Origin of the sequence: Arthrobacter rhizosphaerae (genome assembly GCF_023062595.1) — a bacterium.
Classification (GTDB): domain Bacteria; phylum Actinomycetota; class Actinomycetes; order Actinomycetales; family Micrococcaceae; genus Arthrobacter; species Arthrobacter rhizosphaerae.
Window position 1 is genome coordinate 51,952 of sequence record NZ_JALLAN010000022.1, and the last position, 24,705, is coordinate 76,656.

24 protein-coding genes are annotated in these 24,705 nt (G+C 62.0%); 14 read left to right on the forward strand and 10 right to left on the reverse strand.

Annotation, left to right across the window (positions count from 1 at the left end):
* Positions 1-34 precede the first annotated feature (34 nt).
* Together MU551_RS21560 and MU551_RS21565 are read right to left on the reverse strand one after the other, a co-directional pair.
* Positions 35-1,003, reverse strand: a complete 969-nt coding sequence (locus tag MU551_RS21560) for a branched-chain amino acid ABC transporter permease (protein WP_247048602.1) — start codon at positions 1,001-1,003, stop codon at positions 35-37.
* A gap of 9 nt (positions 1,004-1,012) precedes the next feature.
* A complete protein-coding gene (locus MU551_RS21565; RefSeq protein WP_247048603.1) occupies positions 1,013-2,296 on the reverse strand; it encodes a branched-chain amino acid ABC transporter permease in 1,284 nt (427 codons plus the stop codon).
* 438 nt (positions 2,297-2,734) lie between these two features.
* Between MU551_RS21565 and MU551_RS21570 the strand changes: the two genes are divergently transcribed.
* On the forward strand, positions 2,735-3,649 hold the full coding sequence (locus tag MU551_RS21570) for a Bax inhibitor-1/YccA family protein (RefSeq protein WP_247048604.1): 915 nt from the start codon (positions 2,735-2,737) through the stop codon (positions 3,647-3,649).
* Positions 3,650-3,729: 80 nt separating this feature from the next.
* On the opposite strand, the gene MU551_RS21575 is transcribed toward MU551_RS21570, so the two are convergent.
* The 3 genes from MU551_RS21575 to galT are packed head-to-tail and all read right to left on the reverse strand — an operon-like array spanning position 3,730 to position 7,294.
* The gene (locus MU551_RS21575; RefSeq protein WP_247048605.1) at positions 3,730-4,968 is read right to left on the reverse strand and encodes an acetyl-CoA C-acetyltransferase; all 1,239 of its coding nucleotides are present in this window, start codon (positions 4,966-4,968) and stop codon (positions 3,730-3,732) included.
* 20 nt (positions 4,969-4,988) lie between these two features.
* Entirely contained in the window at positions 4,989-6,149 is a 1,161-nt protein-coding gene (gene galK / locus MU551_RS21580) for a galactokinase (protein WP_247048606.1), read from the reverse strand.
* A complete protein-coding gene (gene galT / locus MU551_RS21585) occupies positions 6,146-7,294 on the reverse strand; it encodes a galactose-1-phosphate uridylyltransferase (protein WP_247048607.1) in 1,149 nt (382 codons plus the stop codon). Before galT ends, galK begins: the two co-directional genes overlap by 4 nt.
* 239 nt (positions 7,295-7,533) lie before the next feature.
* On the opposite strand from galT, the gene MU551_RS21590 reads away from it, so the two are divergent.
* The 4 genes from MU551_RS21590 to MU551_RS21605 all read left to right on the forward strand — a co-directional run bounded on the left by MU551_RS21590 (position 7,534) and on the right by MU551_RS21605 (position 12,069).
* Entirely contained in the window at positions 7,534-8,544 is a 1,011-nt protein-coding gene (locus MU551_RS21590) for an aldose 1-epimerase family protein (RefSeq protein WP_247048608.1), read from the forward strand.
* A 62-nt stretch (positions 8,545-8,606) separates the two neighbouring features.
* Complete coding sequence (locus tag MU551_RS21595; protein ID WP_247048609.1) at positions 8,607-10,172, forward strand: AI-2E family transporter; 1,566 nt, start codon at positions 8,607-8,609, stop codon at positions 10,170-10,172.
* 3 nt (positions 10,173-10,175) lie between these two features.
* A complete protein-coding gene (ilvA, locus tag MU551_RS21600; protein WP_247048610.1) occupies positions 10,176-11,414 on the forward strand; it encodes a threonine ammonia-lyase in 1,239 nt (412 codons plus the stop codon).
* A 7-nt stretch (positions 11,415-11,421) separates the two neighbouring features.
* The gene (locus MU551_RS21605; protein WP_247048611.1) at positions 11,422-12,069 is read left to right on the forward strand and encodes a rhomboid family intramembrane serine protease; all 648 of its coding nucleotides are present in this window, start codon (positions 11,422-11,424) and stop codon (positions 12,067-12,069) included.
* Positions 12,070-12,158: 89 nt separating this feature from the next.
* Here MU551_RS21605 and greA read toward each other — a convergent pair whose 3' ends face one another.
* Positions 12,159-12,653: a transcription elongation factor GreA gene (greA, locus tag MU551_RS21610; protein ID WP_247048612.1), complete on the reverse strand. Its 495-nt coding sequence runs from the start codon at positions 12,651-12,653 to the stop codon at positions 12,159-12,161.
* A gap of 163 nt (positions 12,654-12,816) precedes the next feature.
* The gene (locus tag MU551_RS21615; RefSeq protein WP_247048613.1) at positions 12,817-13,275 is read right to left on the reverse strand and encodes a DUF4307 domain-containing protein; all 459 of its coding nucleotides are present in this window, start codon (positions 13,273-13,275) and stop codon (positions 12,817-12,819) included.
* A gap of 152 nt (positions 13,276-13,427) precedes the next feature.
* On the opposite strand from MU551_RS21615, the gene mca reads away from it, so the two are divergent.
* From mca to MU551_RS21635, 4 genes are read left to right on the forward strand one after another with little or no spacing between them, the layout of a single operon-like run.
* Positions 13,428-14,333, forward strand: a complete 906-nt coding sequence (gene mca / locus MU551_RS21620) for a mycothiol conjugate amidase Mca (protein ID WP_247048614.1) — start codon at positions 13,428-13,430, stop codon at positions 14,331-14,333.
* 60 nt (positions 14,334-14,393) lie between these two features.
* The gene (locus MU551_RS21625) at positions 14,394-14,675 is read left to right on the forward strand and encodes a hypothetical protein (protein ID WP_281507389.1); all 282 of its coding nucleotides are present in this window, start codon (positions 14,394-14,396) and stop codon (positions 14,673-14,675) included.
* Positions 14,653-16,863: a thioredoxin domain-containing protein gene (locus tag MU551_RS21630; RefSeq protein WP_247048615.1), complete on the forward strand. Its 2,211-nt coding sequence runs from the start codon at positions 14,653-14,655 to the stop codon at positions 16,861-16,863. The genes MU551_RS21625 and MU551_RS21630 overlap by 23 nt, the downstream gene beginning before the upstream one ends.
* A complete protein-coding gene (locus MU551_RS21635; protein WP_247048616.1) occupies positions 16,860-17,555 on the forward strand; it encodes an HAD family hydrolase in 696 nt (231 codons plus the stop codon). The genes MU551_RS21630 and MU551_RS21635 overlap by 4 nt, the downstream gene beginning before the upstream one ends.
* A 42-nt stretch (positions 17,556-17,597) precedes the next feature.
* On the opposite strand, the gene trhA is transcribed toward MU551_RS21635, so the two are convergent.
* Positions 17,598-18,239 (reverse strand): PAQR family membrane homeostasis protein TrhA, encoded by a 642-nt coding sequence (gene trhA, locus MU551_RS21640; RefSeq protein ID WP_372489912.1) that lies wholly within the window; start codon positions 18,237-18,239, stop codon positions 17,598-17,600.
* Between the two features lie 235 nt (positions 18,240-18,474).
* Here trhA and MU551_RS21645 point away from each other — a divergent pair, with 235 nt between their 5' ends.
* On the forward strand, positions 18,475-19,236 hold the full coding sequence (locus MU551_RS21645; protein ID WP_281507401.1) for an isoprenyl transferase: 762 nt from the start codon (positions 18,475-18,477) through the stop codon (positions 19,234-19,236).
* 239 nt (positions 19,237-19,475) lie between these two features.
* Positions 19,476-20,918 (forward strand): RNA 5'-3' helicase PhoH2, encoded by a 1,443-nt coding sequence (gene phoH2 / locus MU551_RS21650; RefSeq protein WP_247048639.1) that lies wholly within the window; start codon positions 19,476-19,478, stop codon positions 20,916-20,918.
* Between the two features lie 176 nt (positions 20,919-21,094).
* Here the strand turns inward: phoH2 and MU551_RS21655 are convergent, their stop codons facing one another.
* Both MU551_RS21655 and MU551_RS21660 read right to left on the reverse strand, forming a co-directional pair.
* Complete coding sequence (locus MU551_RS21655; protein WP_247048618.1) at positions 21,095-21,739, reverse strand: GNAT family N-acetyltransferase; 645 nt, start codon at positions 21,737-21,739, stop codon at positions 21,095-21,097.
* A 68-nt stretch (positions 21,740-21,807) separates the two neighbouring features.
* On the reverse strand, positions 21,808-22,557 hold the full coding sequence (locus MU551_RS21660; protein ID WP_247048619.1) for a hypothetical protein: 750 nt from the start codon (positions 22,555-22,557) through the stop codon (positions 21,808-21,810).
* Between the two features lie 114 nt (positions 22,558-22,671).
* Between MU551_RS21660 and MU551_RS21665 the strand changes: the two genes are divergently transcribed.
* The 3 genes from MU551_RS21665 (at position 22,672) to MU551_RS21675 (ending at position 24,614) form a co-directional block, all read left to right on the forward strand.
* On the forward strand, positions 22,672-23,232 hold the full coding sequence (locus tag MU551_RS21665) for a prepilin peptidase (RefSeq protein ID WP_247048620.1): 561 nt from the start codon (positions 22,672-22,674) through the stop codon (positions 23,230-23,232).
* 175 nt (positions 23,233-23,407) lie between these two features.
* On the forward strand, positions 23,408-24,079 hold the full coding sequence (locus tag MU551_RS23535) for an META domain-containing protein (protein ID WP_247048621.1): 672 nt from the start codon (positions 23,408-23,410) through the stop codon (positions 24,077-24,079).
* A 64-nt stretch (positions 24,080-24,143) separates the two neighbouring features.
* The gene (locus tag MU551_RS21675; protein WP_247048622.1) at positions 24,144-24,614 is read left to right on the forward strand and encodes an NUDIX hydrolase; all 471 of its coding nucleotides are present in this window, start codon (positions 24,144-24,146) and stop codon (positions 24,612-24,614) included.
* Positions 24,615-24,705 lie beyond the last annotated feature (91 nt).

Below are 24,705 nucleotides of genomic sequence, written 5' to 3' on the forward strand. Positions count from 1 at the left end.
CCTGCGCTGTTGCTTGTTGAATGTGCGCTGTGGCTCATGCGAACGCCAGCTCCTTCTTATTGCCAAAGACACCCTGAGGTCTGAAGATCATTAGCAGCATCAGGGCAATGCCAACCAGGATGTAGCGCAGCTGGCCCGCCTGGACCGTAGTCAACCAGGTAACTGCGCCGGATTCGATGAGACCGTAGAGGATGCCCTGGGTCAGGGACAGGACCACCCAGAAAATCATGGCGCCCACCACCGGCCCCAGGACCGTGGACATACCGCCGAGGAGGAGGCAGGTCCAGAGAAAGAACGTCAGTTCCGTTCCATAGTTGGCGGGCTGGACGGCGCCGCGGGGCAAGGTGAACACCATGCCTGCGAAGGCGCCCAGGACGCCGCCGATCACCAGCGCCTGCATCTTGTAGGCGTAGACGTTCTTTCCGAGGGAGCGGACGGCGTTCTCGTCTTCGCGGATTCCCTTAAGGACACGGCCCCAAGGGCTGCGCATCAGGAGCCAAACGAGCAGGCAGCACACGATGACCAGGGCCCAGGCGACGACCCGGATGAAGAAGTCACGGTTGTTCATGCCCATGTAGGAACCCTCGGGGAAGGGGTTCATGGCGTAGAAGCCGCCTTCGAAAGCCCCGAGGCCGTCGGCTGATCCGGTGACTGCATCAAGCTGGTTGGTTGTGACGATATACCGCACAATTTCTGCCGCGGCGATGGTGACAATGGCCAGATAGTCAGCCCTGAGCCGCAAGGTGGGGATACCCAGCAGGAGCGCAAAAAGGGAGGAACAGATGACGGCGATGAGCAGGCCGACAAAGAACGGCACGCCGAAGGTCAGCGTAGAGATGGCAAAGCCGTAAGCTCCCACCGCCATGAAGCCGGCCTGGCCGAAGTTCAGCAGGCCCGAGTAGCCGAAGTGGACGGCAAGACCGAGGGCCGCGAGGGCGTATGCCGCCGTCGTCGGAGTGAATATCTCACTGAGTGCACTGGAAAAAATAAATCCGAAGTCCATGGCTGTCTCCTAACCCACACGCTCACGCCGGCCGAGGATTCCCTGCGGGCGGAACAAGAGGACGATGATCATGATGAAGAGGGCGCCCACATATTTGAGGTCGGCAGCCAGTCCGAAGACAGTGGTCAGTTCGACAAAGATGCCAACGATGATGGATCCGACCAACGCACCAAACACGGTTCCCAGGCCGCCGAGGGTGACGCCGGCGAAGATCAGCAACAGGATCTGCGAGCCCATATCGAAGGTGACTCCAGGCCGGTAGTACGCCCAGAGAATGCCTCCAAGAGCTGCGAGCATGCCGCCGGCGACCCACACGATACGGATCACGCCGTCGACGTCGATGCCTGAGGCTGCCGCCAACGCGGGGTTGTCGGCCACAGCGCGTGTGGCCTTCCCCAGACGGGTCTTGAGCAGCACGATGCCGATCACGGCGATGACAACCGCACTGATGATCAGTGACCACAGGTTGTTGGGGGAGATGGATACCGGGCCGAGTTGGATCTCGGGGGACTGGGCGAAGGGCAGCTGCTGGGTTGCGCCGCCGAAGTTGAACTGGATGACGTAGCGGACGGCGAGGGCGAGCCCGATGCTCACAATCATCATGGGTACAAGCCCGGTACCGCGTCCGCGCAGGGGCTTCCAGAGGCCGGCATCCTGGATGTAGCCGGACAGGCCGCCGATCAGGAGGGCCAGCAGCCCTGCAAGCCAGAAGGGAAGATTTAAGGCGCTGAGTCCAAACATGGCCACTGCACCTAATGTGACCATCTCACCGTGAGCGAAGTTCGTGAGGCCAGTGGTACCGAATATAAGGGAAAGGCCTACAGAAGCCAGGGCCAACAGAAGGCCAAAACTCAGGCCTGCAACCAAGCGGTTCAGCAGATTCTGTGCGAAGTTCTGTTCCTGGATCACGATTCCCTTGCCGAAGGCGAAGATCACCGAGAGATTAGAGGTCTGGCTGAACGTGACGCTCCTTGGGTTCTCCTGGCCTTCCGCCAGCTTGATGCCCTCTGGAAGAGTGGACTCGTCCAGCTCCACTTCATAGGTTCCCTGAGTAGGCACGCCGATCGTCCAGGCGCCGTTTGCGGCGGACGTTGCGGTTCCCGTGAAATCGCCGCTTGTGGCGGTGATGGTGACATCTGCGATGGGTTTGCGCTCGTCATCCCGAAGGAAGCCGCTGATGCTGTTTTGGAACACCGTGGTTGTTGGTGACGGTGTAGGTGAGGGAGTGGTGGCTTGCGAGGCCGGTGCGACGACGAGCAGGATTGTGATGATGGCGCCGAACACGGCCCCCACCGCTTTCAATAACCTGCCCCGTCTCCGGTGCAACGTGCCTCTCGGTGTGCTTCTCAAAATAAAAAACCTCCGCTTGGGGGGTGATCGGGTTGCGCCATTGCAACCACTGCGAACGATGCAGGCAACGAAAGGGTGGTGCGGTACTGTGATGCGCAAACCGTAACGGCTTGTGAGATTCGTCACCTTGCTTGGCCTATGTTACAGCCCGGTAGATACAAAAAATGCTGGCCTGGAGGGGCTGCAACGTCGCAATAAGGTAACAACCGGTGGGTTGGGCTCCCGATCGGACGGGTGTGAAGTGAGCGCTGCCAAAACTGATGTCACGGTTCGGTTGCGGGTAAGCGTTTCCGGGAACCAAATCTGCCCACCGCTCGTGGAAATTGATACCTTGATCTATAAGGATTACTAACCACCCCCTTTATATGGAGGACACCCGCAATGGCACTTGGCGGAAACCCGATCTTCAACGGAAAGAATTTCCGTGGAGCCACCCAGGCACCGCCTGTTCCGCAGGCTCCGTATGGCCAGAACCAGTTCGGCCAAAACCCTTACGGCCAGAACCAGTATGGCCAGCCGCAGTACGGCCAGAACCAGTTCGGGCAGAACCCTTACGGTCAGCCGCAGAATCTTTCGCAGGACCAGCTCCAGGACATGTACAACGCGCCGGCTGCCGGTCGTGCCGACGTCGGACGGATGACATTCGACGACGTCATCGTCAAGACCGCCGCTTGCCTCGGAATCCTCGTGGCCGGTGCGGCTGTGACACTGGTCGTGGGCATGGGGCTTGCGAGCATGCTGATGATCGTTGGTGTGCTCGGCGGCTTCGTGCTCGGCCTGGTCAACACCTTCAAGAAACAGCCCTCGCCGGCACTCATCCTGGCCTACGCAGGCCTTGAAGGACTGTTCCTTGGTGGCCTGACCCGCATCCTGGATGGCATGTTCCCGGGAGTCGGCCTGCAGGCCGTTATCGGCACGCTGTCCGTCTTCGCCGTCACTCTCCTGCTCTTCAAGAGCGGCAAGGTGCGCGCCACCCCCAAGGCCATGCGCTTCTTCCTGATTGCAATGGTCGGCTACGCGTTGTTCTCAGTGGTGAATCTCGTGATGATGATGACGGGTGTACTGGATCAGCCGTTCGGTCTGCGCCATGGAATTGTGGGCATCCTCATCGGCGTCCTCGCGATCGGCCTCGCCGCGTTCTCGCTGATTATGGACTTCACCAGCATCGAGGCAGGTGTCCAGGCCGGGGCCCCGCAGCGGTTCTCCTGGACCGCCGCATTCGGCCTCACGGTGACCTTGGTGTGGCTGTACGTCGAGATCATCCGTCTCCTGGCAATTCTCCGCGGCGAAGACTAACCGCAGGCAGATTTCTAACTGAAGCAGGGCCCCGCCTTTCGACTGAGTTCGAAAGGCGGGGCCCTGCTTTTTGCTGTTCCTCAGCTGAGGCGTTCCACAATCATGGCCATTCCCTGGCCACCACCGACGCAGAGCGTAGCGAGCCCCAGCGTACCGTCGGTGGAGGAGAGTCCGTTGAGCAGGGTTGCCGTCATGCGGGTTCCGGTCATTCCAAAGGGATGACCGAGGGCAATGGCACCCCCGTGAACGTTCAGGCGGGAGTGGTCGATGCCCAGTTCGCGGGCACTTGCCACGACCTGGACGGCGAACGCTTCGTTGAGCTCCACGAGGTCTATGTCCCCGATCCCCAGCCCTGCAGCAGCGAGGGCACGGCGGGTCGCTTCCACCGGCCCCATGCCCATCAGTTCCGGTGACAACGCACTGACGCCTGTTGCCACAATCCTGGCAAGGGGCTCAAGTCCAAGTTCGTGTGCCCTGGCATCGCTCATCACCACTGCGGCTGCGGCGCCGTCGTTCAGGGGGCACGCATTTCCTGCGGTAACTGTCCCTTCTTTGCGGAAAACCGGCTGCAAGGCACTGACCGCTTCGAGGCTGACTCCTGAGCGGGGTGAATCGTCCTTGCTGACCACGGTGCCGTCATGCCTCGTGTAGGGGGAGATCTCCCGTGCAAAGAATCCGGAGGCTATGGCAGCCTCGGCACGGTTCTGGCTCAGGACCGCCCACTCATCCTGTTGAGCTCTGGTGATTCCATGGGTTGTGGCCACATTCTCGGCTGTCTGGCCCATGGAGATGTAGATATCAGGCATACGGTCGCCCATGCGGGGATCGGTCCATGGCGTGTTCGAGGCAGCCCTTGCGGCTGTCCGCTGGCGGGCGGCTTCGAAGATCGGATTGTGGTTGCCCGCGTCCGTTTCGCCGGCCCCCGCCCAGGCGCTGTAGCGGGAAACGGCCTCGACGCCGCCCGCTACGAAGGCGCGCCCCTCCCCGGCCTTGATGGCGTGGAAGGCCATCCGGATGGTTTGGAGGCTTGAGGCACAGAACCTGTTGACTGTTGCTGCCGGTACGTCGTCCAGGTTTGTCAGGATGGTGACGACGCGTGCCATGTTGGAGCCGGCTTCTCCGCTTGGCTCGGCACACCCAAGGTAGAGATCGTCCAGGCCCTCGCCGTCATGGCCGCGAGGGTTGAACTGAGGGATCTTGTCCAAAGCGGCGGTGACCATGGCCGCCGCCAGGTCGTCGGGCCGTTCGTCTTTGAGGGAGCCCTTGAATGCTCGGCCGATGGGACTCCTGGCAACGGAAACAATGACAGCTTCAGGCATGGCCCCAGCCTACGCCGCGGTCACGCCAGCCGCATGGCCCCCTCGGCGGGAGTAACAGTGAAAATATCGGGAGCTGTGTAGCCGGCGTCCGCGAAAGCCTTCACGACGGCGGCGCGCACCTGTTGTTCGGCTTCCAGGGGAGTGAGCGCTATGGCTGCACCGCCAAAACCTCCGCCTGTCATCCTGGCCCCGATAGCTCCGTTGGAGCGGGACGTCTCCACGGCAAGGTCGAGCTCGCGGCAGGAGATTTCAAAGTCGTCACGCATGGACACGTGGCTGGCGTCGAGGAGCGGCCCGATCGCGCGGGGGCCCTCGCTGGCCAGAAGCTCAACGGTTTGAAGTACCCGGTCGTTCTCCGTCACCACATGGCGCACGCGCCGGAAGGTCTCTTCATCCAGCAGCCCGCTGGCCTCCTGGAGGTCCTCCACGCCAACGTCGCGGAGGGCTTTGACGCCCAGCACATCAGCCCCGAGTTCACAGGAGGCACGGCGGGAGGCGTATCCGCCGTCGGCATGTGAATGTGAAACCTTGGTGTCGATCACGAGCATCACCAGCCCCGCGGGGTGCGCCTCGAACGGCACCAGTTTGACGGTCTGGTCACGGCAGTCCAGGAACACAGCGTGGTCCTTGGCGCCCCGCAGTGATGCCGACTGGTCCATGATTCCCGTGGGGGCGCCGACGAAGTCGTTTTCAGCGCGCTGCGTGGCCAGGACCATTTCCTCGGCTTCCAGGCCCGCACCTGTCAGCTCGTTCAGGGCTGAAATCACGGCGCATTCGATGGCATGGGAGGAGGAAAGTCCTGCGCCCAGAGGTACGTCTGAATCAAGCAGCAGATCCATGCCGGGGACGGTGATGCCACGCTGCTGCAGCGCCCAGATCACGCCGAGGGGGTACTTGGTCCACCCACGCGCAGTGGACTTGTCCAGTGCATTGGTATCCGCCATCGTCATGCCCTGGTCCCCGTAGGTGGAGAGCAGGCGGAGGGCGGAGTCCGGCCTGGTCCGGATGGCGATCCTGGCCGTTTTGTCGATGGCGAACGGCAGGACAAAGCCTTCGTTGTAGTCGGTGTGCTCACCAATGAGGTTGACGCGCCCGGGTGCCATCCAGACGCCGTCGGGCTCAGTGCCGAACGCCTCGGTGAAACGGGCGGCCAACTGGCTGGCGGTCAAGGGAGCAGTCATGCAGGGACACCTTCCGGGGTGTGGTTCAGGGAGGAGGGCCGGGTGCCAACCGCACGCAGCCTCTCGGCGACAAGTTCGGGCGTTGTGTCGTTGATAAAGGCACCCATGGCCGCTTCCGAGCCGGCCAGGTATTTGAGTTTATCTGCGGCGCGGCGTGGTGACGTCAACTGGAGGTGCAGGTAGCCGGCAGGGCGGAGGAGGTCATCCAGAGGCGCCTGGTGCCAGGCCGAGATATAGGGCGTGGGAGTGGGATAGAGGGTGTCGAGCCGCTTCAGCAGATCGAGGTAAACGTGTGCGAGTTCATCCTTCTCTTCCCCGGACAGAGCGGCCAGATCCGGGACCTGGCGGTGAGGCACCAAGTGGATTTCCAATGGCCAGCGTGCAGCAAAGGGCACATAGGCGCTGAAGTTTGCGCCCTCAAGCACCATACGGCTGCCGTCCTCCCGCTCGGAACGCAGGAGCGAACCGGTAAGGGTTTCGCGACCATCGGCGGCGTCGTAGAATTTCCGGGCGGCCGCACCCAGGACACCGGCGCGCGGCGTGACATAGGGGTAAGCGTAAATCTGGCCGTGCGGATGGTGAAGCGTGACGCCGATGTCCGCGCCGCGGTTCTCAAACGGGAAGACCTGCTTGATGCCCTTCATGGCGCTCAAGGCTTCCGTGCGGTGGGCCCAGGCTTCAATGACGGTCCGCGCCCGCACCTCGCTAAGACCGCTGAATGAACCCGTGTGATCCGGCGTGAAGGACACCACTTCACAGCGTCCGTACGCCGGACCGGTGGTGCCCCATTGGGGGTTGTCAGGAATGGATCCCAATGCCGGGCCCAGCGAGGGAAAGCGGTTCTCGAACACCACGACGTCGTAGTCCGGGGCCGGGATCTCCGAGGGATTGTTGGTTGTGGTGGGGCAGATGGGGCATTGGTCTGCCGGCGGCAGGTGGGTGCGGCTTTGCCGGTGCGCGGCGACTGCCACCCACTCGTCGGTGAGGGCATCGAACCTGACTTCGCCCGGCTCCCCGCGGGCGGGAAGTGGCCGGTGATCAACGGTATCCGCCTGGCTCCGGCGCGACGCGGCCCCGGCTGCGTCGTCATCGAAGTAGATCAGCTCCCGGCCATCGGCAAGCTGTGTGCTGGTGATAGCTGTCATGGGTGCGGTCCTTATTTTGTGGCTGGGGTTTGGGGGTGGGGAGGTACGCGAAACGGAATCAGCGGATCTCGCGGCAGACTTCCCGGTGATGGATCGAGAACCATTATTTCACAAACGATCAAAAAGTAATAGTTTCTAACAAAAAATAACAATTTGAAGGGTGGTCGGATGAAAAGGGTGATGCGGAGCCAAGCGTCGTCCGGCGTGCTGAGCAGGGTAATGACCTGTACGGTGGTGCCATGAATCCCAGCATGGACCCCAACACCGGCATCGCCTACGGTGTGGCAAGGCGTTGCGCCACAGGACGCCAATATGAACTCCGCCGTGGTGACGCACTGGCTGTAGTAACGGAACTCGCCGCAGGATTGCGTCTGTTCAGCCGTGGGGGAACCCAACTGACGGAAAGCTACGGCGACGCCCAGATCCCGCCGGGTGCCACCGGCATAACCCTGGCGCCCTGGGCCAACAGGGTCGAAAACGGCGTGTGGCAGCTGAAAGGGAAAAAACAGCAGCTGGACATCACGGAAGTCTCGCGGAACAACGCCAGCCATGGCCTCCTGCGCAACACCGCCTACGAACTCCTGGAGGAATCAGATTCTTCCGTCACGCTGGAGGGCGTGGTTTTTCCGCAGCACGGATACCCGTTCTTGGTGAGGCACCAGGTGGAATACGCCCTCACGGAGGGTTTGGGCCTGCACGTGCGGCAGACACTCGTCAATGACTCACCGGAGTCTGCTCCGTTCGTGCTAGGCGCCCACCCCTACCTGCGGTTGGGCGATGTGTCCCCAGAAGATCTTGTTCTTACAGTCAACGCCTCCACCGGGCTGGTGGCGGATTCACAATTGATTCCCCGCAACTCTGAGGCAGTACACGGCGACAATGATCTCCGTGGCGGACGCCGTGTGTCTGAGCTCGATCTCGATGTTGCGTTCACAGACCTCGAGTTCGACGACGGCGTTGCCCGCCACACGCTGGCGGCTCCCGATGGCAGCAGCGTGAGTCTCTGGCAGGACGCATTCTGCCCCTATGTACACGTGTTCGTCACCGATACGTTCCCGGGCAGGGCCAAAGCAGTTGCAATAGAACCCATGACCGGGCCGGCCAATGCCTTCAACAGCGGCGATGGCCTTCGTTGGCTTGCTCCCGGGGAGGCATTCAGTATGACGTGGGGGATTGACGCCAGCATGGCCGGTGAACGTGGGCCGTCGGGTGAGCACGGGCTTTCCAGCGGGCTCAGCAGAGACATCTGACGGCCGGCAGCGGAAACCGCGTCCGGTTTCCCATCAGCGCCCGGCTGGTGAATCATTAGGCTATGACGCCAGCCAAGGACGCCGTACCTTCCAACACCCCCAGCCACGCTACTCCGGTCACGGAAGGATCCTCAGCGACGGAAGGATCCTCAGCGACGGAAGGATCCTCAGCTCCGACGCCAGGTGACCTTGCAGCAAACCCGAACGCCGCCGTCGTTCCTGAGACGGTGCCGGGGGTTGTCCCGGGGAAGAGCCTCCCGCCTAATGCCGCCGTTGTTCCTGAGGCAGAAACGGCGCCGGAGGTTCTGCCGGAAACTGTGCCCGACGCTGTTCCTGAGCCGCTGCCAGGGGCTGGGTCCGTCGCCGGGGCCAGGCCTCGAACCGACCGTGAACTTGACCAGGACATTCCGTACGGGATCCGCATCGCAGCATCCTGGGCCTGGCGTATCGGCTTGATCCTGCTGGTCAGCGCCGGCCTCATCTGGCTTCTCAGCAGGATCAGTTTTCTGATCATCCCGGTAATGGTTGCTGCCCTTCTCGCGGGCCTTCTTAGCCCGGTAACCCGGTGGCTGAAACACCAAGGCGTGCCCAATGGGCTGGCCGTTGCCATCACCCTGCTCGGGTTCATCGGGGTCATCGCCGGTGCCCTGGCGCTTGTTGGCAGGCAACTCGTCACAGGATTCAGCGAGCTCTGGACTGAAGCGCTTGCTGGTGTCCAGAAGGTGCAGGCCTGGCTGGCGGAGGGGCCCCTTCACCTATCCGCGGCCCAGATTGACCAGTACCTCAAAGAGGCCACCGATGCGTTGCAGAACAACACCAGCAGCATTCTGAGCGGCGCACTGTCCTTTGGTAATACCGCCGGTCACTTCGCCGCCGGACTCCTTATCGCCCTCTTTGTAACTATCTTCTTCCTCCTGGAAGGCGAACGGATCTGGGCGTTCCTCGTGAGGCTTCTGCCACGCAGGGCAAGGGCAGCAACGAGCGGTGCCGGACGCAAGGGCTGGGCGTCCATGGTCAGCTATGTACGAATCCAGATGTTCGTCGCCTTCGTCGACGCAGTGGGCATAGGCGTGGGTGCAGCCATCATCGGGGTGCCGCTGGCCCTGCCGCTGAGTGTCCTGGTCTTCATAGGTTCGTTCATACCCATCGTCGGAGCCCTGGTCACCGGAGCTGTTGCAGTGCTGTTGGCGCTGGTGGCAAACGGCGTCGTGAATGCGCTGATCATGCTGGGCATCGTGCTCCTGGTCCAGCAGCTCGAAAGCCATATCCTCCAGCCGCTCGTCATGGGCAGGGCAGTAGCGCTCCACCCGGTGGCCGTGATTCTGTCAGTTGCCGCCGGTTCCTACCTTGCAGGAATCCCTGGCGCACTGTTCTCAGTGCCAATACTGGCCGTAGCAAACTCGGCAATTCGCTATATTGCCGGCCGGACGTGGGAATATGAAGGAGTGCCGGCAGGCGCGGGCCCCCAGGCAACCGGGGATACCGCAGACGCCGGCAGGGACAGCACCTTCAAGGAAGTTCACCTTCCGGGTGCCCATCCCCGAAACGGCAAAGGCGCCGTGAAGCAATCAGGTGTCCCCGGCCATGCCGGACCGGATGCCGGAGCCGAAACCCCTAAAGGAGAATAGTTCGTGAAAACCCTCAAGAGCCTGCCCGTCACGCTGGACGATGTCCTGGAGGCGCAAAAGCTGCTTGAAGGGATTATTACGCGGACGCCGGTGGAGTCATCCCGGGCCCTGGGCGGGATGGTCGGCGGAGAGGTCTTCTTCAAGTGTGAGAACCTGCAGCGGGCCGGTTCCTTCAAAGTCCGCGGCGCGTATGTCCGGATGGCCCGGCTGTCAGCTGAGGAAAAGAAGAGAGGCGTGGTGGCGGCGTCTGCCGGCAACCACGCGCAGGGTGTTGCGGTAGGTGCCAAGAGCCTGGGGATCAAGGCCCGCATCTACATGCCGCTGGGCGTCGCGCTGCCCAAGCTTGCGGCCACACGGAGCCATGGTGCGGAGGTCATCCTGCACGGCCACAACGTGGACGAAGCCCTTGCCGAGGCCCAGCGCTACGCCAACGAAACCGGCGCAGTGTTCGTCCACCCGTTCGACAACGTTGACGTCGTGGCCGGCCAGGGAACGGTTGGTTTGGAAATCCTCGAACAGATCCCCAACGTCGACACCATCCTGATGGGCGTCGGCGGCGGCGGGCTTCTGGCGGGGGTGGCAGTTGCAGTGAAGGCCCGGGCCAGGGAACTGGGTCGAGATATCCGCATCATCGGCGTGCAGGCTGAAAACGCCGCCGCCTATCCGCCTTCACTGGCAGCCGACGCGCTTGTACCTCTCAAACGAGTGTCCACCATGGCTGATGGCATTGCCGTAGGCCGTCCCGGCCAGCTGCCGTTCAGCATCATCCGGGAACTCGTCGATGACGTCGTCACCGTCAGCGAGGATTCCCTGGCGCGCGCTCTGATCTTCCTTCTCGAGCGGGCGAAGATGGTGGTGGAACCTGCAGGAGCGGTAGGGGTCGCGGCGCTGATGGACGGCAAGATCGAGAACCCCGGCAATACGGCAGTGATCCTCTCCGGCGGCAACATCGACCCCATGCTTATGCTCAAGGTGATCCAGCGCGGCCTGTCAGCTGCAGGCAGGTACATGACAGTACGGATGATGCTTGACGACCGCCCCGGTTCCCTTGCGACCATCGCGCGGATCATTGCAGAAAACGACGCCAACGTGACCGGTCTGGATCACACGAGGGTGGGTGGCTCCATCAGCATGGGCGACGTCTCCATCACGGTCAATCTGGAAACGAAGGGACACGAGCACTGCGAACAGGTCCTTAGTGCCCTGCGCGCCGAGGGATTCCAGCCGATCGTGGTGCATTAAGGGGTTAATGATGCTGGAGGCAGGCGGAAAAGGGCCGCGCGGCAGGGGGCTTCAGCCCGGTTTTGACACGCCGGCGGCACGGGCGAAGAGCGGCCTGCTGGTGGTCGGGTCCTTCGTCATCCTGTTGTTCATCATCGAAGTGGTCAACCTGTTGATGTTCCATTCGCTGAACCTGACGTTCGGCCTGCGCCCGAGGAGCCCGGACGGCCTGCTGGACATTTTCACGTTTCCGTTGCTGCACGCCAATTTCGGGCACCTGATCTCCAATTCCTTCCCGCTGATCATCTTCGGTTTCCTGGTGCTGATGTCCGGGTTGCGGGTGTTCCTGACCACCACTGCCTTGAGCTGGCTGGGATCCGGCCTGGTGGTCTGGCTGATCGGCGACGGCGCAATCACTGTCGGTGCGTCTGGCCTGGTCTTCGGATTTTTTGCTTTCCTGCTGGTTCGTGGGTTCTTCAACCGCAGCTGGTGGCAGATCCTGCTCTCGGCGGTGCTGTTTATGGTCTACGGAGGCATCCTGTTCGGGATCCTTCCCAGTGTTGCCCACTTCGTTTCCTGGCAGGCCCACTTGGGTGGTGCCCTGGGCGGCATTGCGGCTGCCATGGTCTTGAGGCCAAGAATCAATCGCTCCCGCCGCGACGCCACAGGAGTTTAGAGGCATTACAGCTTAAAAAGCACCACGCCGGCCCTCCCACCCAGGGGAGGACCGGCGTCGTTCTTGCACTGCCGGGCTGAGCTTGAAGGCTAGCCGACGTAAGGCGTGGCGGAGATGATCTCCACAGTGATTTCCTTGCCATTGGGGGCGACGTAGCTGAGGCTGTCGCCCTCCTTGTGGCCAACGATGGCAGCACCAAGGGGAGACTTCTCACTGAACACGTCCAGGTCGGAGTCCCCGGCGATCTCCCGTGAACCGAGCAGGAAAGTCTCCTCATCACCGGCGATCTTCGCGACAACCAGCATGCCGGGCTCCACAATTCCATCGTCGGCAGGAGCCTCGCCCACGTGGGCATCACGGAGCAGCGCCGTCAGCTGGCGGATGCGGGCCTCGATCTTTCCCTGCTCCTCTTTGGCAGCGTGGTAACCGCCGTTTTCCTTGAGGTCACCCTCCTGGCGGGCAGCTTCAATTTTCTGGACGATCTCCGCACGGCCGGGGCCGGAAAGGTGGTCCAGCTCTGCCTTCAGGCGGTCAAAAGCTTCTTGGGTAAGCCAAGCTGCAGGCGCACTGTTGGTGGTAGACACGGACTTCTCCTCTTGTGGATCTGACAAACAAATGCCCCACCGGACAGGCCACTTTCAGGACGCAGTAACCAGCTCAGCAGGGCTAAGGTATTGATCCATTGTAGGCAATCCTGTGGACAAACCCAAGAAGACTGCGGTGTGGCTCACATTTCGGGGAACGGGTTTACTTCCCCGCGTCGGGAATCCAGCAGTTGTCCACAACACCCGAGACAGCCTGCGACTCCGTACGCAGGACCACGCTGTGGATGGTTGTCCTGCCGCCGTCAGTGCCTGTGTCCACGCTGTTCGGCCCGATATCTACAACTTTCCATCCCACCACCGCAAACTTGGAATCCAACGCTTTGACGGCACACTTGACGGCGATGTCAGGCCCCTTTGTTACCTGGAAGTCAATGACCGCCTGGGTGGCATCAGGTGTGCTGTATCCGACGTCCTTGAAGGTGACGTTGTTGGTGGAAAACGAGGTCGAAATCCATGCCATAAACGCAATTCCCACGACGAGTGCTGAGAGCACAGCAAGCCGCTTGGTCTTGACGGTCCACGTGCGCTTTTGGCCGCCGTACCGATTGGCTAGGCTGGTGTTTGACGGGCGGGCAGAGGCCGGCTGATCCTCGGAAGTCACCCATCCAGTTTAGTGTGGATGCGAAGGGGAATTTTCCGGGGGTTTTAATGGCCTGCGACATTACAGCTGTGGCCCGTCTTGGGGGCAGCGGCGCCTTCAGGCAAATGCAGTGAATCCCAATGCAGGAACAACAGAAAGAGGAGCCGTCCAAGATGACAGCCTCCACCCATCCGCCAGCGTCCCTCCGCCTGTTGGCCGTCCATGCGCACCCGGACGACGAATCGAGCAAAGGGGCCGCCACAATGGCCATGTATGCGGCCTCCGGCGTTGACGTAATGGTGGCGACCTGCACCGATGGCTCACGCGGTGACATCCAGAACCCCGCAATGGAGGTGGCCCCGCATCCCAAACGGGATATGGCCGGTGCCCGATACCTGGAGATGGCGCAAGCAGCCAAGGTGCTCGGCATCCGCCAACGGTGGCTCGGTTTCGTTGACTCCGGCCTGCCTGAAGGCGACCCGCTTCCCCCTCTCCCGCCGGGTTCATTCGCTCTTCAGCCTCTTGAGCGGGCAACTGCACCCCTTGTAAGGCTGGTCCGGGAATTCCGCCCGCATGTCATCCTCAGCTACGACGAAAACGGCGGCTATCCGCATCCTGACCACATCATGGCCCACCGTGTGGCTGTGGAGGCCTTTGAAGCCGCAGGGGATCCCGACAGATATCCCGGCATTGGCGAACCCTGGATGCCGAGCAAGCTCTACTATGACCGCGCCTTCAGCCCTGAACGCTTCCGCGCGCTGCATTTCGCTTTGGAAGAAGCAGGGCTGCAGTCGCCGTATGCCGAACGGCTCGCCGCCTGGCTTGAGACTGACGCCGAGGGTCACACGCCACCAATGCCGAAGCACCAAACCACCACGCAGATTGACTGCGGCGATTACTTTGAGGCGCGCGACGATGCTCTTAGGGCGCACCGCACCCAAGTGGACCCGTTGGGATTTTTCTTCGCCGTGTCACCGGAAATGCAACGCCGCGCCTGGCCGTGGGAGGACTACACCCTGGTGAACTCCAGAGTCCAGACCGATCTGCCGGAGAAGGATCTTTTTGCGGGGCTAAGATAGTCTCAGCTGGAGATTTCTATCCCGCGTAGAAGATATTCCGGCCCGTTCCACAGAAGGTAAATGACAGTGCACCACTTGCTCCTCGTCCTGGCAACCACAACGCCGCCCTCTCCTTCGCCGTCGTTGCGTGCCGGGCTTTCGGAAGACCAGGTGACCCCGGGTCTCTGGGGCTTCATCATGACCGCCTTTTTTGTGGTGGCCACCACCCTGCTGATTGTGGATATGGTCCGCCGAATCCGCCGGGTCAGGTACCGCGCCCAGGTGGAAGAGCAGCGCCTTGCTGCTGCCGCGGCGTCTGACGACAGTGACGCGAACGGGAATGCAGGACCAGCCGGGCGCTGACCGTCCACGGGCGGAATCCGGGCCTGGTGCGGGGAACGCACTGGGCGGGGAACTCTCTGCCTACCTCCGCCAGCATGCGGAGAATCCCGTGCATTGGCGGGCCTTTGGTGACGAGGCTTTCGCTGCCGCTGCCCGGCGCGACGTCCCCGTTTTCCTCTCCATCGGGTATGCCGCCTGCCACTGGTGTCATGTGATGGCCCAGGAGTCCTTTGAGGACGAGGAAACTGCGGCCTTCCTGAACGCACACTTTGTTTCAGTCAAGGTGGACCGCGAAGAACGTCCGGACGTGGACGCTGTTTACATGGCTGCCACTCAGGCCATCAGCGGGGAGGGTGGCTGGCCGATGTCGGTCTTCCTCACCCCGGACGGACGGGCCTTCCACGCCGGTACGTATTATCCGCCCCGTCCCATGCCGGGGCGCCCCTCGTTCCGACAGGTCCTTGAAGCTGTTCGTGACGCATGGACCGAACGACGTGACGCCGTCGAGCAGAATGCTGAGTCGCTGGCCCTGGGACTCGGGCAGGCTACTTCCGCAGCCGTGGTAGAGCTGACGGGTCCGCCCGCAACAATAGATGCCGAGCTCCTGTCCGATGCCGTCCGCGCCCTTGGCCGGTCTGAGGACCATGCCGGTGGGTTCGGCAGCGCGCCTAAATTCCCGCCGTCGCCCGTGCTGGAATTCCTGATCCGCCATGCCGCGGTACCTTCCGAAACGGCGCAGGCTGCTGCTGACATGGCTGGCAGGACGCTTGCAGCCATGTCCCGGTCCGCTCTTTTTGACCAGCTCGACGGCGGATTCGCACGGTACTCCGTGACGCAGGATTGGTCGGTTCCACACTTCGAAGAGATGCTCTACGATAACGCCCAGTTGCTCAGGGTATACGTCCACTGGCTGCGGCTGGACAACCTTTCCCTCGACCCGGCCAAATCCCTTTATCCCGCCGCTGAAGCAGCAGACGTGGCCCAGCGCACCGCGGCGTGGATGATTTCCTCCCTTGGCATGCACTCCGGGCCCGCGGCCGGGTGGGGCTTGGCAAACGGTGGTGATCAGGCATTGGCCTCGTCCTTGGACGCCGACACAGTCATTGACGGTGAGCATCACGAGGGTGCCGCTTATGTCTGGACGGCCGCTGAACTGAGGCAATTGCTGGGACCGGATGACGGAGCCGCAGTGGCCAGGATCATGAACATCCGTGGCGAGGGCACCGTCACGGCAGATGCTTCACCGCTGCACCCCGGGCGGGCCCTGGATGCCAGGGAGGCAGCGCTGTGGGAGCGCGTCCGGCCGATGCTGCTGCAAGCGCGCTCAGCCCGGCCCCAGCCGGCACGTGATGACAAGGTGGTTGCCGGCTGGAACGGACTTGCGGTCGCGGCGTTGGCAGAAGCCGGAGCTGTGCTGGATCGCCCGGAGTTCATCGAGGCCGCGCAGGGGATCGCAGGGTATCTGGAGCGCGTGCACTGGAGACCCCAAGGAGAAGCGGGCACCGGGACCCTGATGCGCATTTCGCACGCTGGCCAGGCGAGGGGGATCGGAGGCCTGCTTGAGGATTATGCCTTCTGTGCAGAGGGTCTCATGTCGCTCTATGCCGTCACGGGGAATGTGCACTGGTTCCGCTTTGCCGAAGCCATCCTGAAATCTGCTGAGGCTCACTTCACGGTAGACGGCACGCTGGTGGACACCACGGCTGAATCGGAGCAGGTCTTCAACGCGCAGGGGAGGAGGCACGGGCTGGACCCCTTCGACGATGCCACACCGAGCGGCGCAGCGGCCTTTGCCGGTGCCCTTCTGAGCTATTCCGCGTTGACCGGCGCCCTCTCTCACCGGGAGAAGGCAGGCAGGATTCTGTCGCTGGTTGAACCACTCGCAACGCGGGCGCCCCGGGCGGCAGGGTGGATTCTGGCCACAGCGCAAGCGGAACTGACTGGCCCGGTGGAGGCCGCCGTCGTCGGACCCTCGAGCCCAGAGCGCGATGCGCTGCATAGGGCCCTCTTGCAATCCCCGAGCCCCGGTCTGGTGATTGCCTTGGGGACCAATGCTGACGACGATGATGACGCTGTTCCGCTTCTTCATGCCCGAACTGCCGGGCCAGCCGGAGCGCCGCAGGTGTATCTCTGCCGGAACATGGTGTGCGAGCGTCCTGTCGCCACCGTTCCCGAGCTGACGGATCGCCTGGCCGGAATGACACGATGAGGCTTGCCGGCTCCTCAGCTCAGCGGGGGCAAAGTGAATCACCGTTCAAGCTGGTGATCTTCGATTGCGACGGGGTCCTGGTGGATTCCGAAACCATTGCTATCCGGGTGGACCAGCGCGTCCTCGCCGATCTTGGCTGGGATCTGAAACTTGACGAGATAGTCCGGCGCTTCGTTGGAAAATCCGAAGCGGACTTTGTGGCCCAGATCGAAGAACACCTGGCTATCACCTTGCCTGCCGGTTGGGACCGCGGGTATCAGAGCTGGTACCAGCGGGCGTTTGACCGGCATCTGCGTGCTGTGGATGGAATCGAAGATGCCCTCGACCGGCTGGGGCTGCCACATTGTGTTGCCTCCAGCGGGACCCACAGCAAAATACGGCGAACACTGGGAAAGACAGGGCTGCTGCCTCGGTTCGAAGGCCGGATTTTCAGTGCCGAGGACGTGCGGATCGGTAAGCCGGCGCCTGATCTCTTTCTTCATGCGGCAGATTCCTTGGGATTCCGGCCCGAAGAGTGTGCGGTTGTGGAAGACAGCGTCCATGGTGTTGAGGCCGCCAGGGCGGCCGGTATGCATGCTTTTGCCTTCTCAGGGGGAGTTACTCCCGCCAGTGCATTGGCAGGACGTGCCACAACGGTATTTGACCGGATGACCCTTCTGCCTGACCTTGTGGCCGGCCAACTGCCACGCTGAGACTGAGGGGCGCCCGCTCAGAAAGTGACAGCTCAGCAGATGTCAGCTCAAAACTGCGATGGCGATTGCAATGAAATGAGCGGCAAAGGCCAGCACGGTAAAGGCGTGGAAAAGTTCATGAAAGCCGAAATGCTTATAGCTGAAGTTCGGTTTCTTGAGGGCGTAGAAGACGGCTCCGGCGATGTAAAACCCACCACCGACGCAGATCAGCAGTGCAGCAGGGATACTCGCCGCGAAGAAGTCCGGCAAGTAAAACAGCGAACCGCAGCCAAGCGCAATGTAGATCGGCACGTAGAGCCAACGTGGCGCGTTCGTCCACAGCAACCGGAAAAGAACCCCCAGGATCGCGCCCGACCAAATGAGCCAGAGGAGGAAAATTGCCTTGGGCCGTTCTAAAAGTGCCCAGGCCAAGGGGGTGTAGCTGCCGGCAATCACCAGCATGATGTTCGTATGGTCCAGGCGTTTGAGGACCATTTTGGCCCTCGGCGGCCAGTTCCCGCGGTGGTATACGGCACTGACTCCGAACAAGAGGACCCCGGTCAGCGCATAGATAGCGGAAGTGATCTTGCGGTCGTCAGTGGGTGCGATCAGCACCAGCACCACACCGGCGGCCAGAGCCAGTGGTGCAGTGACGGTATGAATCCAGCCCCGCCACTTCGGTTTTATCGTCAGAAGTTCGGCAATCCGGGTCACTGCGTCCTCAGCAGGCCCCGGATCCTGGCCGTTTCCTGGTGTCATGCCACCCTCTGCAGCTGTGCTTCCCATGCTTCCAAGAATAACTTACGCGCCAGTAAGTTACTGGCCAGTAGGAAAGCCAAGTAGAGGAACGGGCCTTTACGCTGTGCCCTCCACCTTCGTCAGGCAGGTAGCCTTGAACTTGCACTGCCGTCGAAAATCAAGGGAAGTGGTGAGTCTCCGGTTGGAAATGCCCGGTATTCTCTACGATTTCTATGAACGCAGATTGCTGCGGTCCCTTGATACGGACCGGATGCCCAAACACATCGGCGTCATGGTGGACGGCAACCGGCGGTGGGCCAAGCAGTTCAATGCACCAACGAGCCAGGGTCATCAGGCCGGTGCCGATAAGATCCACGAATTCCTGGGCTGGTGCAAGGAGCTGGGCATCAATGTGGTGACCCTCTACATGCTGTCCACAGACAACATGAACCGTTCCGGCGAGGAACTGGACATGCTCATGGGAATTATTGCCAATACCCTGGACCAGCTGGACGAAGACGAACACATCTCAGTGCACGCCATGGGGGCTCCGGAGCTTTTGCCGGACTATCTGGCTGACCGCCTCAATAAACTGACAGCCCGCACGCCAGTCCGGGAAAAACTTCACGTCAACGTAGCGGTGGGGTACGGCGGGAGGCGCGAAATTGTTGACGCCGTTCGCGAATTACTCCACGATGCTGTGGACAAAGGAGCCGACATCGGCAAACTGGCCGATGAACTTTCGGTGGATGACATCTCAAGGTTCCTCTACACCCGCGGACAGCCCGATCCGGACCTCGTGATCCGGACGTCCGGAGAGCAGCGGCTCTCCGGATTCCTGATGTGGCAAAGCGCCTATAGCGAGTTCTACTTCTGCGAGGCACTGTGGCCAGCCTTTCGAAAAGTTGACTTCCTCCGTGCGCTGCGCGACTACACGGGCAGGCAGCGACGTTTCGGATCGTGAATTCCGGCGTTCACCGATCGTTCACCTGGACACGGCAGGAATCGCTGGCGAATAACGTTGGAAATTTCCCTGCCGCGATTTACGTTAGAAACATCAGCAGGTAAACCGCCCGCTGATCGGGGAGGCCACTGCATGGAGCGGATTTTCGCACCGGATGTATGGGGGGCCGCGCCCGGCCTCCGGGCCGAGCCGCCTCACCAATAACAATTCCGGGCATGAGCCCCGGGGCTGGAGTCGATGTGGCTATTTCTGAACAATTGCCCGAAGTCGTTACCGATCAGGGTGAGAAGGCTACCTCTCGCGCCAAGCGAGCAAATTCAAAGACCGGTGCAGCGAAAAAAGATGCTGCAGCCGGTCTTTCTGTTTCCAGCAAACATACCGGGCTCCGGGCCGACGTTTCGACCTTCGTCATTGACACCTCCGTTTTGATCTCCGACCCCCGCGCGCTTTTGCGGTTTGCGGAGCATGAAGTGATAGTTCCCATCGTGGTGATCACCGAGCTTGAAGGGAAGCGCCACGATCCTGAGCTGGGGTACTTTGCCCGGAAGGCGCTAAGGCTCCTTGATGACCTTCGGGTCCAGCATGGTGGACTCAACCGCCCCATTCCTTTGGGTAACGACGGCGGCACGCTGGTGGTGGAGATGAACCACATATCCAGCGAGGTGCTTCCCGCCGGGTTCCGGAGCGGGGACAACGACAGCCGGATTCTCGCCGTCGCCAAGAACCTCGCCAACGAGGGCCGCAACGTGACGGTGGTGTCCAAAGACCTTCCCATGCGCGTCAAGGCATCTGCGATGGGCCTCAATGCGGACGAATACCGCAATGAGCTGGTGAAGGACTCTGGCTGGACCGGTGTCGCCGAGGTGGACGCGAGCGAGGCCGAGGTTGCAACCCTGTATGGGCACGAGCCCGTCTTCATACCGGCCGCTGCAGAAATGCCTGTCAACACCAACCTGGTGATTCTCTCCTCCAGGGGCTCAGCGCTGGGCCGGGTGGGAGCGGACAAACAGGTCCGACTGGTCAAGGGTGACCGTGACGTCTTCGGACTACACGGCCGCTCTGCCGAACAGCGGTTGGCCATCGACATGCTCATGGACCCATCCGTGGGGATTGTCTCCATTGGTGGGCGGGCAGGCACAGGAAAGTCAGCGCTCGCCCTCTGTGCGGGCCTCGAGGCTGTGTTGGAACGGCGGGAGCACCGAAAGGTAATCGTGTTCAGGCCGCTCTACGCGGTGGGTGGGCAGGAGCTTGGGTATCTGCCCGGTTCCGAATCCGAGAAAATGAACCCCTGGGCGCAGGCGGTTTTCGACACCCTCGGGGCACTTGTCAGCCAGGAAGTGGTGGAAGAGGTTATGGACCGCGGCATGCTGGAAGTCATGCCGCTAACCCACATCCGCGGGCGCTCGCTGCATGACGCCTTCGTGATCGTTGACGAAGCCCAGTCACTGGAAAAGAACGTCCTGCTGACTGTTATGAGCCGGATCGGACAGAACTCGAAGATCGTCCTGACCCACGACGTCGCCCAGCGGGACAACCTGCGCGTGGGCCGTCACGACGGTATCGCCGCCGTCGTCGAGACCCTGAAGGGGCACCCCCTCTTCGGCCACATCACCCTGACCCGCTCCGAACGCTCACCGATCGCAGCGCTCGTCACCGAACTGCTCGAAGGGGCAGAAGTCTAGGCAGAGGAGCCGCGCGAGGTCACCTTCGCGCGGCTCCGGCGTCCCGCCGTCGCTTAGACACCTCCCGGCGCGTCGCTCCGGTCGCTGGCGACCTTCGAGCCGCTCTGGTCGGCGATGCGCTCCTTGCGGGAAACCGCAGCCGCGCTAGCACGGTGTCTCGGCTCCCGCTCGGCCGGTCAAAATTTAAGGAAGTGGGCCAGGGGCTCGTGGCCTTGTACTTTCAGGGTCCAGTCGGGGCGCTTGAATGTTTCCGGAGTTACCTGGATCTGATGGACGATGCGCCGGGTACCGGACCAGGCCTGGCGGCTTGTTCCGTTGGATTCGTAGCCCAGGGACCGGGACACACCGAGGGAGGGTGCGTTCCAGTCGAGCGCCTCGGACCTGGCAAGGTCGGCTTTCAGGTAGTCGAAGGCATAGAGGATCAGGGCCGCGCGCATTTCCTTGCCGAACCCGAGTCCTTGGGCGCTGCTCCTGAGCCAGGACCCGGTGGAGACAGTCTTCAGCGTTGCGAAGTCCTTTGCCTCCATGTCCTGGCATCCCAGAAACTGGCCCTCATGCCAGACGCCGAAGAGCAGCATCCATGACTCCGGAGAGGTGCCGGCCCGGCACTGCCAATACCAGCGCGCCATGTTGGCTCCAAGTTCATCAGGTCGAACTTCCGTCCAAGGATTGCTGAACGGGCTGCGACCCGGTTCATGGATGCCACTGGCGGCCGCCTCCACAGCGGAGGCGATGTCCTCGTCGCGGATCGGCCGCAGTTCAAGACGCGGAGTAGTAAGGGTGAGCCCGAAGGGGGGCCAGATGGTGCTGAGGGCAGTCATTCAGGAAGCCTAGTCCCAATGCCGGAGTTCCGGAGGAGTCTCACGCCGCCGGGTTTCCCGCCGGGGATTCACACGCCGTCGGGGATGTCCCAGCTGATATGGCGGCGGACATCCGTCAGGTTCATGGACTCGGCCAGGAACAGATCGTCAAGCATGTACTCGTCGACGGCCAGGATCTTTAGCCAGTGACCGCCGGAAGGGCCGTCCAGCCAGCTGCTGGCAACGCACACGCCCGTACCGACGTCGACCCTCACCAGATTGCGGCCCTCGCGGCAGAGCGGCGCCGACGGATCAGTTGGCCGATAAGCAGCGTTAGGGACCGCTATGGCTTGCATTGCAGGCCGTCCCTCGTGATCCACTTCAGTGATGGAAGTCAGCTCCACCGCATTCAGGTTGGGGAATTCAGCGGGAACCGGGGAATTTCCGGCCAGCTCCACGGGGTCCAGGGCCGCTGCGAAGCGGCCGTTTCCAAAACAAGGCTCACCGTAGGCGGCCTCGGGACGGCGGCGGACCAGCCCGCCGTCGTCGTACACGGGTGTCACCAGCTGTGGCGGCAGCAACCAGGACTTCCGGGTGGAACTGACGTAGAGACCGTCGCGGGAGTCGTTGATGCCGGTGGTGCTGTGCAGCACCGTGCCATCGGCTGATTCGAGACGAAGGGCTCCGGGGCGTCGGAGCCAGGCCCGGACCATAACCGACTCCGAGGCATTGCCTGCTATCGGGGAATCAGGGGGTTGTTCGCGGTACTCAAAGCGGAGGGTCTGCCACTTCCAGGGTGAGGACCGGCACAGGTTCCGGAACCGCGTAGGCGCGTCCATACTGCCATTCTGCTGGGCGGATTCCGCCTGGTGCTGGGTGTCCCACGACCACATATCCACAGTTTACGCGCGGGCGTCGTTCGCAGGCCGGGAAAAGCCGGTAGCATCCGGAGAGTGATCCGACGACTGGGCGAACTGTGGGAAGCAACACCTTTAGCCTTCTGGCTGGTGTTGGCGGCGTGCGCCTACTTTCTGGTCATGGCGGCATGGCTCACTGTTATCGACGTGAAACACCACCTGCTGCCGAACCGGATCGTTTTTCCCTCCTATGGCGTGGCCGGCGCACTCCTGCTGGGAGCGACGACGGTTTATGCGGTGTCCGGTGCCCTTGCGGTTGCGGAAGCACCCGACGGCGGAGCCGCCCTCTGGGGCATACCCGGGCTCCGCATTCTGGCAGGCGCTGCTGTCATGTGGCTCTTCTATTTCATTCTCCGACAGGTGTATCCGCCCGGCATGGGGTTTGGTGACGTCAAGCTTGCAGGAGTGTTGGGAATCTACCTTGGGTATCTTGGCTGGGCGCACATCTTTGCCGGCACCTTTGCCGCCTTCCTCTTTGGCGGATTGTGGAGTCTGGGACTGCTGGCGGCCCGGAGGGGAACCCTCAAATCAGATATCCCTTTTGGGCCCTTTATGCTGGCCGGCTCCGCCACGGCCATGCTGTTTCTTCCGGCATGAGGAATTGGTTGGTCTGACGCCGCCGAAAAATGCGTCTGCAGGAATTTGCCGCTGCTCGAGGCGCTGTTGAAATTGCCGCCATTCCGTTACCGGCCCGACTTTCCGCTGCTTCCCCCTGGGAGGAAACTGGCATCAGTACACACAGCCATACGGGCGAACTTGGGGAGGCTGTAAAGTGGCGGGCAGCCTTTTGAGCAGGATTGCACGGGCAGTCCTTGTTGCGGTCGCATTGACCGTTGCCTTGGGAGGATGCGGTGATCTGCCCGGGGCACCTGCTCCGAAGCCCACAATCCCAGTGGCCGAGAGGGCTTCGCAGATCCCGCTGCCGCCTGATTCGCCGTTGGAACCGGGCGTGCCGCTGGGGTCGGCCGAGCCATGGAAATCAGACCCGCCGTCGGACCCTGGCGAGCCCTTGGAGCCCATGCCCGCCAGTCCCGCTACCCCGAATCCGGTTCCCAGTTGCCAGGGGGGACCGTTCGGGTGCCGTACGTTTACCTCTGTTGGCGGTAGGGATGGCTCCGGCGAGCTTGAGTGGCTGAAAGCCCAGCCCCTTGAGGTGTCGTCCATCTTCGTGAACGACACCTGGACTATTGGCGTGGGAACACCGTGTAATTCGATGGGCGTGAGTGTGACGGTCCAAGGAAACCAACTGATTCCAGGCGACATTGTCTCGACGGCGATGGCATGCCAGGGGCCCGAAGGCAGCTATGAAAATTGGACCCATGAGCTCTTCAAACAGGCAGTGACCTGGGAGCTGGTGGGGGAGTCCCTGGTGCTTCGGAACGGCCATGGCACCGTGGAGCTGAAGGACTCCGGGCCCAATCCCTACGGCCAGGCAGCAGGTTGAATCTGTCCTTGCCGTTTACCTTCCTTGTCTCTTTCCGTTGTGGATCCTCAGCTAGGCTGACGTGATGGCGACTCCGGATTACATTCTCAAAATCCGTCAGAAGATTGGCAACGACCCGTTGTGGCTGCCGGCCGTCCGGGGCATTGTCTTCGATGATGAAGGCCGTGTGTTGCTGGGCCAACGGTCGGACAACGGACAGTGGGCACTGATTACCGGCATGCTCGAACCAGGCGAGCACCCCGCACCGGGGATTGTCCGCGAGATCTTCGAGGAGACCGCGATCATCGCCGAACCAGAGCGCGTAGTCTCTGTAGGCACCGTGGGCCCGGTGACATTCCCCAACGGCGACGTTTGCGAATTCCTTGACGTTGCCTTCCGCTGCCGCCATGTCTCTGGAGAACCTCGGGTCAACGATGACGAATCCCTGGCCGTGGGCTGGTTCAGACTGGATGAACTGCCGGATCTCATGCCCGGCCATCTGGCGAGTATCCACCTCGCGCTGGATCCTGCCGAGGCCGTTCACTTCGAGCCGTAGGGCAGTCTTGAGGGACGCGAACCGGAGTCCGGGGAGAAGGACTGCCTCGACCACATGGCCGCGGTGACCATACACGGGAGCGGCTACGCCC